This is a genomic window from Sphingomonas sp. AC411 (assembly GCF_979253035.1).
On sequence record NZ_CEEDAQ010000001.1, the window covers coordinates 1,977,451 to 1,991,682 of the forward strand.

Annotated in this window: 14 protein-coding genes and 3 pseudogenes; 5 read left to right on the forward strand and 12 right to left on the reverse strand. The window is 66.3% G+C overall.

Annotation, left to right across the window (positions count from 1 at the left end):
• Window positions 1-21: 21 nt before the first annotated feature.
• A pseudogene (locus AC0IX7_RS10115) lies at window positions 22-1,340 on the forward strand (bifunctional folylpolyglutamate synthase/dihydrofolate synthase).
• Window positions 1,341-1,408: 68 nt separating this feature from the next.
• Window positions 1,409-1,885: a DUF6628 family protein gene (locus AC0IX7_RS10120; protein ID WP_471811700.1), complete on the forward strand. Its 477-nt coding sequence runs from the start codon at window positions 1,409-1,411 to the stop codon at window positions 1,883-1,885.
• Here AC0IX7_RS10120 and AC0IX7_RS10125 read toward each other — a convergent pair whose 3' ends face one another.
• Together AC0IX7_RS10125 and AC0IX7_RS10130 are read right to left on the reverse strand one after the other, a co-directional pair.
• Window positions 1,886-3,220 carry an AmpG family muropeptide MFS transporter gene (locus tag AC0IX7_RS10125; protein ID WP_471811702.1) on the reverse strand — a complete coding sequence of 445 codons (1,335 nt, stop codon included), beginning with the start codon at window positions 3,218-3,220 and terminating at the stop codon, window positions 1,886-1,888. It abuts the gene before it with no gap.
• Between the two features lie 26 nt (window positions 3,221-3,246).
• On the reverse strand, window positions 3,247-3,702 hold the full coding sequence (locus AC0IX7_RS10130; protein WP_471811704.1) for a response regulator: 456 nt from the start codon (window positions 3,700-3,702) through the stop codon (window positions 3,247-3,249).
• A 120-nt stretch (window positions 3,703-3,822) separates the two neighbouring features.
• On the opposite strand from AC0IX7_RS10130, the gene AC0IX7_RS10135 reads away from it, so the two are divergent.
• Together AC0IX7_RS10135 and rsmD are read left to right on the forward strand one after the other, a co-directional pair.
• The gene (locus tag AC0IX7_RS10135) at window positions 3,823-5,049 is read left to right on the forward strand and encodes a pseudouridine synthase (protein WP_471811706.1); all 1,227 of its coding nucleotides are present in this window, start codon (window positions 3,823-3,825) and stop codon (window positions 5,047-5,049) included.
• Window positions 5,050-5,394: 345 nt separating this feature from the next.
• The gene (gene rsmD / locus AC0IX7_RS10140) at window positions 5,395-5,937 is read left to right on the forward strand and encodes a 16S rRNA (guanine(966)-N(2))-methyltransferase RsmD (protein ID WP_471811707.1); all 543 of its coding nucleotides are present in this window, start codon (window positions 5,395-5,397) and stop codon (window positions 5,935-5,937) included.
• Window positions 5,938-5,969: 32 nt separating this feature from the next.
• On the opposite strand, the gene AC0IX7_RS10145 is transcribed toward rsmD, so the two are convergent.
• From AC0IX7_RS10145 to AC0IX7_RS10155, 3 genes are read right to left on the reverse strand one after another with little or no spacing between them, the layout of a single operon-like run.
• Complete coding sequence (locus AC0IX7_RS10145; protein WP_471811709.1) at window positions 5,970-7,229, reverse strand: MFS transporter; 1,260 nt, start codon at window positions 7,227-7,229, stop codon at window positions 5,970-5,972.
• A gap of 31 nt (window positions 7,230-7,260) precedes the next feature.
• Window positions 7,261-7,614, reverse strand: a complete 354-nt coding sequence (locus tag AC0IX7_RS10150; protein ID WP_471811711.1) for a sensor histidine kinase — start codon at window positions 7,612-7,614, stop codon at window positions 7,261-7,263.
• On the reverse strand, window positions 7,551-8,084 hold the full coding sequence (locus AC0IX7_RS10155; protein WP_471811713.1) for a sensor histidine kinase: 534 nt from the start codon (window positions 8,082-8,084) through the stop codon (window positions 7,551-7,553). The genes AC0IX7_RS10150 and AC0IX7_RS10155 overlap by 64 nt, the downstream gene beginning before the upstream one ends.
• On the opposite strand from AC0IX7_RS10155, the gene AC0IX7_RS10160 reads away from it, so the two are divergent.
• A complete protein-coding gene (locus AC0IX7_RS10160) occupies window positions 8,083-8,334 on the forward strand; it encodes a hypothetical protein (protein ID WP_471811715.1) in 252 nt (83 codons plus the stop codon). The genes AC0IX7_RS10155 and AC0IX7_RS10160 overlap by 2 nt on opposite strands.
• 92 nt (window positions 8,335-8,426) lie before the next feature.
• Here the strand turns inward: AC0IX7_RS10160 and AC0IX7_RS10165 are convergent, their stop codons facing one another.
• From AC0IX7_RS10165 to rpsE, 7 genes and pseudogenes are all read right to left on the reverse strand, one after another.
• Window positions 8,427-8,744: a hypothetical protein gene (locus AC0IX7_RS10165; protein WP_471811717.1), complete on the reverse strand. Its 318-nt coding sequence runs from the start codon at window positions 8,742-8,744 to the stop codon at window positions 8,427-8,429.
• A 6-nt stretch (window positions 8,745-8,750) separates the two neighbouring features.
• Window positions 8,751-9,442, reverse strand: a pseudogene (locus AC0IX7_RS10170) (winged helix-turn-helix domain-containing protein).
• A gap of 567 nt (window positions 9,443-10,009) precedes the next feature.
• Window positions 10,010-10,660, reverse strand: coding sequence for an adenylate kinase (locus AC0IX7_RS10175; protein WP_471811719.1), 651 nt, complete (start codon window positions 10,658-10,660; stop codon window positions 10,010-10,012).
• A 52-nt stretch (window positions 10,661-10,712) separates the two neighbouring features.
• Window positions 10,713-12,077, reverse strand: a pseudogene (secY, locus tag AC0IX7_RS10180) (preprotein translocase subunit SecY).
• Between the two features lie 376 nt (window positions 12,078-12,453).
• A complete protein-coding gene (rplO, locus tag AC0IX7_RS10185; protein WP_056047631.1) occupies window positions 12,454-12,996 on the reverse strand; it encodes a 50S ribosomal protein L15 in 543 nt (180 codons plus the stop codon).
• 249 nt (window positions 12,997-13,245) lie between these two features.
• The gene (gene rpmD, locus AC0IX7_RS10190; protein WP_055872633.1) at window positions 13,246-13,422 is read right to left on the reverse strand and encodes a 50S ribosomal protein L30; all 177 of its coding nucleotides are present in this window, start codon (window positions 13,420-13,422) and stop codon (window positions 13,246-13,248) included.
• A 6-nt stretch (window positions 13,423-13,428) separates the two neighbouring features.
• On the reverse strand, window positions 13,429-14,232 hold the full coding sequence (rpsE, locus tag AC0IX7_RS10195) for a 30S ribosomal protein S5 (RefSeq protein ID WP_471811721.1): 804 nt from the start codon (window positions 14,230-14,232) through the stop codon (window positions 13,429-13,431).

Genomic DNA, 14,232 nt, shown 5'->3' on the forward strand with positions numbered 1-14,232 from the left:
GAGGGAGAGGGAGTTAGAAGAATGCCCGACCACGCCGTTTCCTCCTCCCCCGCCGTGCAGGCCCAGCTCGACCGGCTGACCGCGCTGTCCCCCGGCGCCGACACCCTCGGCCTCGAGCGCATCACCGCGCTCCTGTCCCGCCTCGGCGACCCGCACCTGAACCTCCCCCAGTGTTCCACGTCGCCGGCACCAACGGCAAAGGCTCGACCTGCGCGTTCCTCCGCGCCGCGATCGAAGCCGCCGGGCACAGCGTCCACGTCTATTCCTCCCCGCACCTCGTCCGCTTCAACGAACGCATCCGCCTCGCCGGATCGTTGATCGAGGACGATCTTCTCGCCGCCTTGCTCGAAGAGGTGCTCGACCACGCCGCCGACCTGCAAGCCAGCTTCTTCGAAGTCACCACCGCCGCCGCCTTCCTCGCCTTCGCCCGCACGCCAGCGGCAGCGACGATCGTCGAGGTCGGTCTCGGCGGGCGGCTTGACGCGACCAACGTCATCCCGAACCCCGTTGTCACCGGCATCGCCGCGCTGGGCATCGACCACCAGTCGTTCCTCGGCGACACCCTGCTCGAGATCGCAGGCGAGAAGGCGGGGATCGCCAAGCCCGGCGTACCCCTCGTCACGATGGACTACCCCAAGGCCTTGCGCACGAAGATCGCCGCGGTCGCCGATGCGGCCGGGGCGTCGGTCGCCGCGCGCGGCACGGCGTGGACCAGCGGGACCGCGCGGACGACGATGCGGTACGAGGATGCGGGCTTTTCGGTCGTCACCAACCGCCCTCGACTCGTCGGCGCGCATCAGTCGCGCAATCTCGCGCTGGCGATCGCGATGCTGCGTCACCAGGGCACGCTGCACATCCCCGAAGCCGCGATGCGCGCCGCCGCCGACTGGGCGCATTGGCCGGCGCGCATGCAGCGTTTGTCCGACGGTCCCCTGCTCGCACGCCTGCTGCACGGCGGCGAACTATGGCTCGACGGGGCGCATAATCCCAATGCCGCGCAACCGGTCGCGCGGGCGCTGCGGACGTTGGCGAAGGGTCGTCCGGTCACGCTGATTCTCGGGATGCTCGCGAACAAGGACGCCGAGGCGGTGATCCGCATCCTGTCGCCGTCGGTCGGGCACGTCGTCGCGATCCCGGTGCCGGGGCACGCGCATCACGCGCCGGAGGCACTCACGGCGCTCGCGCAAAGCTTCGGGAAGACGGCCGAAACGTCGCCGACCCCCGCCGATGCGCTCGACCTGATCGGTATGCGGAGCGCCCAGCCCAACCTCGTCCTGATTGCCGGTTCGCTCTACCTCGCCGGTGAAGTGCTCGCGGCGAACGACCAGCCGCCGGACTGAATTCTTATTGCTATTGACTATCAATAACGGACGCGCGACGTTGTGGGGACCACTACGGAGTCGCGTGAATGACCGATACCCGCCCCAGTTCGACGCCCAGTTCGACGCCCGCCTCAGCCAACCTGCTCGCCAGCGCGACGACGTTGCTGCCGCATCCGCTACCGCCTTGTGAAAACGCACGAATCGCCTTGTTCGCGATGCGGCGGATGGGAGCCCACGGGCTTGCCGACGCGCGTGCGGCGCACACGATGTTCACCGCATTCGGGCAGAGTTTCCGTCGCCCGCTGGTGCTGCTGCGCGCGCTGATGGCCGACCTTGCGGGCACATCGGCGGGGACGATCGCGATCGCGCCATGCTGCTGCGCGCGGATGACGCCGGCGGAGTCGGCAATGCTGTCGATCCTGGCGCGCGTCGAGATTGCACCGGAGAGCGCGCGCTACCTGATGGCCGATCTGCTCGGCGTCCGCCGCGTCGACGGCGTCCTCGCCAGCGCCGCGGCGGTGGCCGCTGCGTTTGCCGACGAGGGAAGACCCGTCGTCATGTAGCTACGTGGTTTCCTCGGCCCGTGCGCTGCGGACACTTTCGACGACGAAGCCCTGCCGCCAGAGGATCCACAGCAGGACCAAGCCCGGCACCGCGACAATCATCGTCAGCATCCAGAACCCCGGCCAGCCGAGCGCAGTCGCGGCATAGCCGGCTGGTGCTGCCAACCACGTTCGCCCAACTGCCGCGAACGACGACAGCAACGCGAACTGGGTCGCAGTATAAGCAAGGTTCGACAGGCCCGAGAGATACGTCACGAACACCGTCAGGCCGATCCCGCTGGTGACCTGCTCGGTCGCCACCGCGATCGTCAGCCAAGTATTCGAATGGCCGTGCCAGGCGAGGATCACGAACATGAAGTTGCTCAGCATCATCAGCATGCCCGATACGAACAGCGCGCGGCCGAGACCAAGCCACGCCATGAACGGTGCGCCGAGGGCGGTACCGACGATCAGCCCCCAGAAACCGACGAGCTTGTTGATCGCGATGAATTCGGTGTCGCTGAACCCCAGTTCGACGATCATCGGGTTGAGCATCCCCTGCCCCATCGCGTCGCCGAGCTTGTAGATCAGCACGAACAAAAGGATCAGCACCGCGCCGCGCCGTTGGAAGAACTCGCGGAACGGGCCGATGATCGTGTCCTCGAGCCAGCGTCCGCCGGTCTCCTGCGGCTGCTTGGCCAGTACGCGATCGTGCAGGCCCCGCCCGGCCCAAAGTGCGGCGAGTGCTCCGGGGATAACGCAGAACGCGGTCAGCCCATAGCCCAGTGCCCAGCCGAGACCGAGGCCTTCGGACGATGCAATCGCGATGGTCCCGACGCCTGCTGCAAGGTTACCGAGGCGATAGCCAAACTGATTATTTGCCGTGCCATGCGGCAGTTCGTCTTCGGGCAGAATCTCGATTCGATAGGCGTCGATGACGATATCTTGCGTCGCGCCGAGGAACGCGGTGACGATTGCCCAAAAGGCGAAGACGCCGAGATGCTCCTGCGGTGCACTGAACCCGAGCATCCACACAGAACCGAACAACAATGCTTGTACGAAGAACAGCCATGCGCGGCGCTGTCCGACCAAGCGCGTCAGGATCGGGATCTCGATCCGGTCGATGAACGGTGCCCACAGGAACTTCAGTGTGTACGGCGTCGTCAGACCGATCGCGAACCCGATCGTCTTCTTGTCTATGCCGACCTTGGATAGCCAATACCCCATCGTGCCGAGCAGCAGGGCGAGCGGAAAGCCGCTCGATATGCCGAGTAGCAAAGCGGCAATCGGTCTCGGCCGGAGATATGGCGCAAGGGTGGCAAGAACGGAACGACGCTCGACGGTATCGGTGGACATGCCCCGACAATAGCGCCCTGCCCGGACTAGGGAAGCGGTAAGCCGAAGTGCGTTACGCTGGCTGAGAAAACAGCGTGAACCCCGAGGGCACGCGCTTCGGCTTTGCCGCCGATCATCGCCTCGATCGCCTCGATCGCGGCAATCAGATCGCGCGGTGCGTAGGGCTTGGCCATGCAACCGGCGGCGAGCGTGGTCGCCTCGACCGGGCAACTTCCGGTCACGAACATCACCGGCACGCCGCCAGCTTGTGCCGCACGGGCGACGTCGATGCCCGATCCGTCGGCGAGGTTCACGTCGACCAAGACCAGATCGACCACGGTGTCGCTTTCCAGGATCAGCAGCGCCTCGGCGACCCGATCGATCGTCGCGACGATCGTGAAATCCGCCTCGGCCAGGAAATATTCGGTATCGAACGCCACCAGCGGCTCGTCCTCGACCACGAGGAGCCGGACAATCTGCCGCTTCTTCTTCCCGAACAACATTGCCGAAAGGCCCCGGTCGCATGCGAAATGGTCGTTACGCTTGCGTGTCCTAACGCGTCGCCGCACGAACGGTCGCAAATATTTTCGCGCTGGCGGCCGATCCATAGTATCAGCCGCGCCATGACGACTTCAAAAGACGATAACCCGACTGCCAGCCCGTCGCCCGACGCGCCTGCAACCCCCGCCACCCCGGTTAAAGGCGACCGTATCGCCAAGCTGCTCGCCCGCGCGGGAATTGCCTCGCGCCGCGATATCGAGCGGATGATCGCCGAGGGGCGCGTCGCGCTCAACGGCTCGACACTCGACACGCCCGCGACAATTCTGCGCAATCTGAACGGCGTGACGGTCGATGGTGACCCCGTCGAGGCGCCCAGCGCCGCGCGGCTGTTCCTGTATCACAAGCCGACCGGGCTGCTCGTCACCGAGCGCGATCCTGCCGGGCGCACGACGATCTACGATCGCCTGCCGCAGGACCTGCCACGACTGGTGCCGGTCGGCCGCCTCGATCTCAACACCGAGGGGCTGTTGCTGATGACCACCGATGGTGGCCTCAAGCGTCAGCTCGAACTGCCCGCGACCGGCGTCGAGCGTGCCTATCGCGCGCGCGCTTACGGCAACATCACGCAGCCGCAGCTCGAGGAACTGATCGAGGGCATCGAGATCGAGGGCGTGCGTTACGGCTCGATCAACGCGAATATCGAGCGTCGGACGGGTGCGAACGTGTGGATCGAGATGATCCTGACCGAAGGCAAGAACCGCGAAGTCCGCCGCGTGCTGGAGCATCTGGGGCTGCAAGTCTCGCGGCTGATCCGGACGCGGTACGGGCCGTTCGTACTCGGCGACCTGCCGCCGGGGCAGATCGGCGAGGTCCTCCAGCACGACGTCGTCGCGTTCCAGAAGGAGCTGGCGAAGGGACGGCCCGAGGGTCCGGCGCGCGCGCGAATATCGGGATCAGCGCGAGTGCCGGTGCGGGTGCCGGGACTGGCGCGCGGTCGAGCCAGCGGGGCAGCAATGCGCCGCGGCCCGTCACCACGACGCGCCCGGCGCCAGGTGCGCGACCTGCCGCTGGCGGTGCACGGACGCCCGTCCGGAGCCCGTACACGGCTCCCGCAAGCTCTGGTTTCTCGAGCGGTACCGTACCGACCGATCGTCCGTCGCGACCTGCGCGTCCCGAGCGGATCCGTCCGACTGCGGCGATGCAGCGCGGCGACGTCAACGATCCCTGGGCGCGGCCGGATGCGCGCAATGCCGCTCGGCCGACGGGGACGCATCACGCCCGGCCGACGAGTGGCGAAACGTCCAAGCCCTATGTGCGGCAGGAGCGGGCGGATCGCGGCGAGGAGCTGAGCACCACCCCGAAGATCAAGCATTTCCGCGCTGCCAAGCCGCCGCGCGATCGTGCCGCCCCGTCGCGTGTCGGTGCCGGGGTACGGTGACCCCACGCCGCGCCGATACGCCGCAGCGTCAGGAGCCGCAGCGTGGCTTCCGTCCGCAGGCGGATGATTCGCGCAGCCGCGGTTCGCTCGACAAGCGTGCCGCGCGCAGTGCCTCGGGACGTCCGGGTGCCGAACCGCGGCCGATGCGCGATGCGCCGGCACGGCCGGAACGGGGCAGTCGTCCTACCGCACCCGGCAAGGGTCCTTCAGGCGGGCGCGGTCACCCGCCCCGTGCACCACGTGGAGGGAAGCGCTGATGCGGATCATCGCAGGGCAGTATCGCGGCCGCCAGATTGCCGCACCCAAGGGTGACACCACCCGTCCGACCGCCGACCGGATGCGCGAGACGTTGTTCTCGATGCTGACGAGCCGCGTCGGCAGTTTCGAGGGCCTCGCAGTCGCCGATCTGTTCGCAGGCTCGGGCGCACTCGGGATCGAGGCGCTGTCGCGTGGGGCGGCGACGTGCATGTTCGTCGAATCGGACAAGCTGGCGGTCGACGCGCTGAAGGCCAACCTCGCCAAGCTGGAGATCCGCGGCGATGTCCGCGCCACCTCGGTGATGGCGCTCGGGCCGGCGCCCGCGCCGCTCGACGTGATCCTGATGGACCCGCCCTACGCCACCGGTGCCGGACTGGTCGCGCTCGACAAGCTGTCGCGGCTGGGTTGGGTCGGGCCGGCGACGTGGATCAGCCTGGAGACGGCGAAGGCGGAGGTCGTCGAACTGGCGGGCTTCGAGGTCGATGCCACGCGCGTGCACGGCAAGGCGCGGCTGACATTGTTGCGACCAGCGTCAGCGTAGAGCATGTTCTCCCGCGAAAGCGGGAGAACATATTAGTTCCGCGGGGCGCGGCCGAGGATCAGCAGCCCGCCAAGGCTCAGCACGCCCGCGGCCATCAGATACGCGCCGACCAGCCACAACCCGCGCGGCGCGAGCGCCTCCGCCACGATCGGCGCGAGCGCCCCGCCGAGCACGCCGCCAAGATTGAACGTCATCGACACGCCGGTGTAGCGCACTCCGGCGGGGAACAGGCTCGGCAGCCATCCGCCGAGCGGTCCGTAGGCGAACCCCATCACGAACAGCGCGCCAGACAGCCACAGCCACACCGTGAACAGCGATCCGGAGCCCAGCATCGGCCCCATCAGCGCGCCGACGCCGATGCAACCAGCAAACCCGATCGCGAGCATCCGTGCCGCGGAATGCCGGTCCGCCAGCACGCTCGCGACGATCACGCCCCCTGCGAGAAACCAGATCGCGACCAGTTCGACACCGAGGAACGCCTCGCGCGAATAGCCGAGTGTCTTAGTGCCGTAGCCGAGCGCGAAAGCGGTCGCGAGGTAGAACAAAGCGAAGCACGCGATGACACCGAACGTGCCCGCAAGCGTCGCGCGGAGGTGCTGGGTCAACAGCGTTGCGATCGGCACCTTGGGAAGCGCCTCGGTCGCCTCGGCTTCTAGGAAAGCGGGCGTCTCGGTCAGCTTCAGGCGCACCCAAAGGCCGAGCCCGACGAGGATCGCGCTCAGCAGGAACGGAATCCGCCAGCCCCAGGCCAGGAACTGCGCATCGTCCAGCACCAGGCCGATCAGCAGGAACAGCCCGTTGGCCGCGAGGAACCCGACCGGCGCCCCCAGCGGCGGGAACATGCCCCAGGTGTTCTTGCGGTGCGGCGGCGCGTTCTCGACCGCGAGCAACGCAGCGCCACCCCATTCACCGCCAAGGCCTAGCCCCTGCCCCAGCCGCATCAGGCAGAGCAGCGCGGGTGCGACCCAGCCGACCTGCGCATAAGTGGGCAGGAAGGCGATGCCGACGGTCGATCCGCCCATCAGCAGCAGCGAGGCGACAAGCGTGGACTTGCGCCCGGCACGGTCGCCGAAATGCCCGAACACGATCGCACCGACCGGCCGGGCGACGAAGGCGAGCCCGAACGTCGCATAGCTGAGCAGCAACTGCGCCGAATCGGATTGCCCCGAAAAGAACAGTGGGCCGAACACGAGCGCGGCGGCGGTCGCGTAGATGTAGAAATCGTAGAACTCGACCGCGGTGCCGACCAGGCTGGCGGCGAGGATGCGGCGGTTTGAGGCAAGCGTCGTCATGCGCACGGCATCGCCGCAGGGGCCGTTCCGGTCAACCGATTGCCGCACAAGATCCTCCCCCGCCAGGGGAGGTGGCTAGCGCTTGCCAGACGGAGGGAGAGGAAAGAGGTAACGCTCGTTCCGTGTCCTCCCCTCCGTCGCTTCGCGCCACCTCCCCTGGCGGAGGAGGATCAGAGGGGAGAACGATCCGCGCGATCAGGCCCGGCGCATTGTCGGCGAGTTCGAAATGACCGTCGTGCAGGCGCGCTACCGCTTCGATCAGCGCCATGCCGAGCCCCGCACCGGGCGTGGATCGCGCGCTATCGAGGCGGCCGAAGCGTTTCAAGGCCTGCGCGCGGTCGGCCGCCGCGATGCCCGGGCCGCGGTCCTCGACCTGGATCGCCACGCCGTCGGTACGGTGGACGATACGCAGCGTGACTTCGCCGCCCCCGCGCCGTGGCGAAGCGCGTTGTCGATCAGGTTGGTGATCGCCTGGCTGATCAGTTCGCGGTGGAGTTTCATCGGCGGCGGACGGTCGTCGATCGCGATCGTGAAGACGAGGCCGGCATCCTCCGCGACCGGCGCGTAGAGTTCGCCGATCTCTTCGAGCAGGTTCGCGGGCGATACCTCGATGAAACGATCGCGCGAGACCGAACCCGAGCGGCTGATCTCGATCACCATCGTCAGCATCCGCATGACGAGATCGGTCTCGACCAGCAGCCCGCCCAAGGCAGCCTCGCGCGCATCGGGATCGGCGATCAGCACCGCCTGCTCGGTCTTGGTGCGCAGGCGGGCTAGCGGCGAGCGCAGGTCGTGTGCGAGGCTGTCGGTGACGATCCGCAGCTCGGCCATCACGCCTTCCAGTTTCCCGAGCATGACGTTGAGCCGTGCGGCAAGGCGATCGAACGCGTCTCCACCGCCAGCGATCATATCCACGCGCCGCGAGATCGCCCTCGCCTGCCGCCTCGATCGCCTTGGCGATGCCGTCGAGCCGACGACTGACGTAGCGCGTCAGGACCAGCCCGCCAATCACGCCGAGCGCCAACGACAGGAAGACGGCCACCGCCAGTGCCCGCTCGATCGCGCGTTCCTCGGCCGCGATCAGGTCGAGGTTGCGGCCGGTTAGCAGCCAGTAGTCGCCGAGCGGATGGAGCGCATAGCCGGTCTCCCGCGCGGACCAGAGTTCGTCGGAGCCGAGCCGCGCGATCCGGAACTGCGTCACGCGGAGGGGACGGCGAGACGCGCGGGCGAGATGCCGACGACCGCGCGACCCTTTGGGTCGATCACGGCCAGCACCAGCGACACGTCACCCGGAACTACCGCGCTGTCGATCGCCTGCCGAACCGCGATCAGTCCGCCACTGCGCCACACCGCGCGCAGGGCCTCGGATTGTTCAGTCGTTTCGCGCCGGATCGCGTCGATCGCATCGGCGCTGGTGGTCTTCCAGACGAAGCCGACCAGCGCGAGGTTGGACACGAGCGCCAGAGCGATCGACAGCAAGGCGATCCGCGCCGTAACCGAAAGGCGGATCACCACCCCGGATCAGCCTTCGACGGCGAGCCGGTATCCTGCCCCGCGCACCGTATGCAGGATCGGCGTGGGAAGCCGTCCTCGAGCTTGCGGCGGAGGCGACCGATATGGACGTCGACCACGTTCGAGCCCGGATCGAAATGATAGTTCCAGATCTTCTCGAGCATCATCGTGCGGGTGACGACCTGCCCAGCGTGGCGGGCAAGGAATTCGAGCAGGTTGAATTCGCGTGCGCCGAGCGGGATCGAGCGGCCGGCACGCGAGACGGCGCGGGCCAGCAGGTCGATTTCGAGATCGCCGACGGAGAGCTTGGTCTTTTGCGGTTCGGTGGCAGCACGGTCGGAGCGACGAAGCATGGCCTCGATCCGAGCGGAGAGCTCAGCGAACGAAAACGGCTTACACAAATAATCGTCGGCGCCGGCCTTCAGGCCATCGACCCTGTCGTCGACGGCGGCGAGCGCGGACAGGATCAGGACGGGCGTCGCGATGCCGGCCGCGCGAATCGCGCTGACCATCGAAAGGCCGTCCAGGCCGGGCAGCATCCGGTCCGCGATGATGAGATCGAAGATGCCTTCGCTGGCGAGAAACAGGCCGTCACGGCCATCGGCGCAGACCTCGATGGCATGGCCGGCCTCGGCCAAGCCCTTGGCAAGATAGGCGGATGTCGAGGCGTCGTCCTCGACGATCAGAATCTTGCGGCTCAACGCGCTATCACCTTCCCTGCCACCGAATTGGGTCACTATCTCCTGCCCTCATAAACGGAAAGGCCGGCGGAAAGAAATCTTCCCGCCGGCCCCCACGGTACCCCGGGAGTGACGGGCACCGATCTCTGGAAACTCATGCAGCCGCCTGCGGACCACGGGTTGCTTCTAGGATCGGGTGGGGGTCAGGGCGATGACCGAGAGGTGACAATTTCGTCATGTTGATCGGTGTTTTTCGGTGCGCGCAATGACGAAAGCGAATGCGCTATTGGCGTGCGCTGATGGATCTCGCCAGCGAGGCCCACCATCAATGCGTCCACCCCCTCCCCGTCATCCCGGCGAACGCCGGGACCCATGGTTGGGAAGTTGGTGGTGGTGGTACGCTATCGCCTGGTCCGCCGTATCCGTGGGTCCCGGCGTTCGCCGGGATGACGGAAAGGGGCGCCACCAGATATCCGAATGCGTGCGCGAGGAGAGAGGCAGAAAACCAGTCGGTAAGTCGCACGCGCAATATTGTTGCCCCGCGAAGGCGGGGCCCAGTCTGTTCCCCGCCTTCGCGGGGGAACACGCTTACTTACCGTCGAGGATCGCGGCGATCGCCGATCCGACATGCGCGATATCCGCCATGCCGTCGACGCGGTGAACCAAGCCCCGAGCGTCGTAGATCGGCAGGATCGGAGCAGTCTTCGCACGGTATTCGGCCATGCGATTATGAACCGTCTCGGCATTATCGTCGGGCCGACGCTTGAACTCGGTCGAACCGCAGACGTCGCAGACGCCCGCCACGACCGGCTTCTTGTAGCGATCATGATAGCCCGTGCCGCACTTGGCGCAGGTATACCGGCCGACGACGCGGTCGATCAGCGCGGCTTCGTCGACGCCCAACTCGATGACGTAGTCAAGCGTCCGGCCGCGATCTGCCAACAGACCGTCGAGCGCCTCCGCCTGCGCCGCAGTACGCGGGTAGCCATCGAAGATGACGCCGTTCGCCGTATCCGGCTGGTCGAGACGCTCGCCGATGATACCCGACACGATCTCGTCGGACACCAGACCGCCCGACGCCATCACGGACTTCGCCTGGAGGCCGACCGGGGTTCCGGCGGCGACCGCTGCGCGCAGCATGTCGCCGGTCGAAAGCTGCACCATGCCGCGCTCGCTGACGAGCGTCGCGGCCTGGGTGCCCTTGCCCGCACCAGGCGGTCCAAGAAGGATGATATTCACGAAACGCACTCCCCTCGTTCGTGCAGGATTTAACTCGGGTTAGCCCCGCAGCTTAACGAAGTCGATTGCCCTTGAGCTTCGCCTTCTTGATCAGGTCGCCATACTGGTGTGCCAGCAAATGCGACTGGATCTGCGTCACCGTGTCCATCGTCACGTTGACGACGATCAGCAGGCTGGTGCCACCGAGATAGAACGGGATCTGCAACGCGGTCACCAGATATTCCGGCAACAGGCAGATGATCGTCAGATACGCCGCACCGATGACGGTGATGCGAGTCAGCACGTAATCGAAGTAATTCTCGGTGTTCTTGCCCGGGCGGATGCCGGGAATGAACCCGCCATTGCGCTTCAGATTGTCGGCCGTTTCCTCGGGGTTGAAGACGACCGCGGTGTAAAAGAACGAGAAGAAGATGATGCCGGCGCCGTACAACAGCATGTACACGGGCGAACCGTGCTGCAGATACTGGTTGAGGGTGATGATGAAATCACCCCACTTCGATCGCCCGCCACGCGCTGTCCGGCGAACTGCGAGATCGTCAGCGGCATCAGCAGCAGCGACGAGGCGAAGATCGGCGGGATCACGCCGGCCGTGTTGATCTTCAGCGGCAGATGGCTGCGGTCGGCCTGCATGCCGCGCTGCGTCTGGCGCTTGGGATACTGGATCAGGATGCGGCGCTGGGCGCGCTCCATGAAACAGATGAAGAGGATCAGCACGACCACCGCGACGACGATGCCGATCAGCTTGATCGGGTCGAGCGAGCCCGAGCGACCGCCTTCGAGCAGGTTGACCAGCGTGACGGGCAGATGCGCGACGATGCCGGCCATGATGATCAGCGACACGCCGTTGCCGATGCCGCGGCTGGTGATCTGCTCGCCGAGCCACATCAGGAACATCGTACCGCCGATCAGCGAGATGACGGCCGCGACGCGGAACATCATGCCGGGCTCGATGACCGCCTGGATGCCCTGTGCGGCGCCGAGCGTCTCAAGGCCGACCGCGATGAAATAGCCCTGCACCGCGGTCAGGCCGACGGTGCCGTAGCGCGTATACTGGTTGAGGCGCTTGCGGCCCGATCTCGCCGTCCTTCTTGATGGCGGCGAGCGTCGGCGACAGCGAGGTCGCGAGCTGCACCACGATCGAGGCGGTGATGTAGGGCATCACGCCGAGCGCGATCAGCGACATGCGGCTGAGCGAGCCACCCGAGAAGGTGTTGAAGAAATCGAGCACGCCGCCCTGCGTCTGCTGCGAGAGCAGGCCGAGCGCGGTCGGGTCGACACCCGGCAGCGGAACATAGCTGAGCAGGCGGAAAATGATCAGCGCACCGATCGTGAACCACAACCGCTTCTTGAGGTCGGTCGCCTTCGCGAATTTCGAAAGGCTGATGCTTTGCGCCATCTGGTCGGCTGCGGATGCCATGCGTGTGATCGTCCTGGAAACAAAGAAGGCGGGATGCGTTGTGACCGCCCCCGCCGCTCATATAGGCGCACGGGCGCGCTTGTCTAATGGCTAAGGCGGATATGGATGGGTGGAGAGTCACCTCGTCCACTCAATTCCGCCCTATGTAGCCATCCCCCATCCCGTTCGTCCCGAGTAGCCGTCGAGCCTGTCGAGACGGCGTATCGAAGGACTGGCCCGCTTGGGTCTTGTACCTCGATACGAGTTCTCGACTGCGCTCGACCTCTACTCGGCACGAACGGAATGGGGGAGGTCGAGCGCGTCGGGGCTGCGAGAACCCTAAGCACCATCAACGAAGAAGGGAGAGGGTGTCCGAGACACCCCTCCCCCATCAAGGTCAGGCCTTGAACGACGCCTTGTGCGCCGCACGCTCCTTGTACTTCACGCCCTTCTTGGCGGCAGCCTTCTCGGCTGCGGGAACGAAGTGGATCACCTCGACCTTGCCGCCGATCTTCTCGACCGCTTCGATCGCGCCCTTCGACGCGCCGTCGACGGTGAACGAGAGGACCGTGGTCAGCTCGCCCTTGGCGAGGAGGCGGACGCCGTCCTTGCCGCCGCGTGCCAGGCCAGCGGCCTTCAGCGCGTCGTGGTCGAGCGTGGCGTTCGCCTCGATCTTGCCGGCGTCGACCGCGAGCTGGATCGCGCCGAGGTTGACCTCTGCGAAGTCCTTGCGGAAGATGTTGTTGAAGCCACGCTTAGGCAGACGCATGTGGAGCGGCATCTGGCCGCCTTCGAAGCCGGCGATGGACACGCCCTCGCGGCTCTTCTGGCCCTTCTGGCCGCGGCCTGCGGTCTTGCCCTTGCCCGAGCCGATGCCGCGTCCGACGCGCATCTTGGACTTACGGGCACCTTCGTTATCGCGGAGTTCGTTGAGCTTCATGGTATGCACTCGCTTTCGCTTGTTACGCGCTGGTTAAAAACCGGGGTTGGAATCTGGAATGAGAAGGGGGCCGTTAGCCCCCTTCCCCGTATTTGTCACTAGGTAGCGGCATCAGGTCCGATCCTCACCCGCTAGGGGAGGTGGCACCGAAGGTGACGAGGGGGAGGATACGCAACGAAGTTGCCCTTCCCGCCCCCTCCGCCAGGCTATGCCTGCCACCTCCCCTGGCGGGGGAGGATAGCAAGTGGCTCAGCCTTCGACCGACACCATGTGCTGCACCTTGCGGATCATGCCGCGGACCTCTGGGCTGTCTTCCAGCTCGCGGGTCTTGTGCATCTTGTTCAGGCCGAGACCGATCAGCGTCGCGCGCTGGTCCTTCTCGCGGCGGATCGGCGAACCGGTCTGCGTGATCTTGATGGTTGCCATGATCGCTTACTCCGTGATCGCAGCTGCATCGGCCTCGGCGGTCTTCGAACCACCATGGCCGAGCAGGTCGGCGATCTTCTTGCCGCGACGCTGTGCGACGGCCTTGGGCGAGGTCTGCTCGCCAAGGGCCTCGAACGTGGCGCGGATCATGTTGTAGGGGTTCGACGTGCCGACCGACTTGGTGACAACGTCCGCAACGCCCAGCGATTCGAAGACGGCGCGCATCAGGCCACCGGCGATGATGCCGGTACCCTGAGGCGCCGACCGCAGCGTGACCTTGCCGGCACCGAAGTGACCGTTGCCGTCATGATGCAGCGTGCGACCGTCCTTCAACGGAACGCGCACCATCTTCTTCTTGGCAGCAGCCGTCGCCTTCGAGATGGCTTCCGGCACTTCGCGTGCCTTGCCATGACCGAAGCCTGCACGACCCTTGCCGTCACCGACGACGACGAGTGCTGCGAAGCCGAAGCGCTTACCGCCCTTGACCGTCTTCGAGACGCGGTTGATGTGCACCAGCTTCTCGATCAGCTCTTCGCCACCATCGTCCGAACCGGGACGACCGCCACGATTGTCGCGACCACCGCGACCGCCGTCACGACCACCGCGGTTGCCACCCGGGCCACCGCTGCGACCGCCACCGGGGCCACCACGACCGCCACCGCCGCCGCCACCGGGACGACCACGGCCACCGCCGGTGTTGCCCTGGTAGCCAGTGCTCTGCGGCACGTTCCCCGTTGCATTCTGGGCCGTGACGTCCTGTGCGGTCGTCTCGGGTGCGATTACCGCTGGCGTGTTGTTTTCGTCAGCCAT

Excerpts from the sequence above, each read along its gene's own strand:
- AC0IX7_RS10125 (WP_471811702.1), bottom strand. The coding sequence starts at position 3,220 with ATGTCCACCGATACCGTCGAGCGTCGTTCCGTTCTTGCCACCCTTGCG.
- rplO (WP_056047631.1), bottom strand. The coding sequence starts at position 12,996 with ATGAAGCTCAACGAACTCCGCGATAACGAAGGTGCCCGTAAGTCCAAG.
- AC0IX7_RS10145 (WP_471811709.1), bottom strand. The coding sequence starts at position 7,229 with ATGACGACGCTTGCCTCAAACCGCCGCATCCTCGCCGCCAGCCTGGTC.
- AC0IX7_RS10155 (WP_471811713.1), bottom strand. The coding sequence starts at position 8,084 with ATGCTCGGGAAACTGGAAGGCGTGATGGCCGAGCTGCGGATCGTCACC.
- AC0IX7_RS10160 (WP_471811715.1), top strand. The coding sequence starts at position 8,083 with ATGACGTTGAGCCGTGCGGCAAGGCGATCGAACGCGTCTCCACCGCCA.
- rpsE (WP_471811721.1), bottom strand. The coding sequence starts at position 14,232 with ATGGCTGACGAAAACAACACGCCAGCGGTAATCGCACCCGAGACGACC.
- AC0IX7_RS10130 (WP_471811704.1), bottom strand. The coding sequence starts at position 3,702 with ATGTTGTTCGGGAAGAAGAAGCGGCAGATTGTCCGGCTCCTCGTGGTC.
- AC0IX7_RS10120 (WP_471811700.1), top strand. The coding sequence starts at position 1,409 with ATGACCGATACCCGCCCCAGTTCGACGCCCAGTTCGACGCCCGCCTCA.
- rsmD (WP_471811707.1), top strand. The coding sequence starts at position 5,395 with ATGCGGATCATCGCAGGGCAGTATCGCGGCCGCCAGATTGCCGCACCC.
- AC0IX7_RS10135 (WP_471811706.1), top strand. The coding sequence starts at position 3,823 with ATGACGACTTCAAAAGACGATAACCCGACTGCCAGCCCGTCGCCCGAC.
- rpmD (WP_055872633.1), bottom strand. The coding sequence starts at position 13,422 with ATGGCAACCATCAAGATCACGCAGACCGGTTCGCCGATCCGCCGCGAG.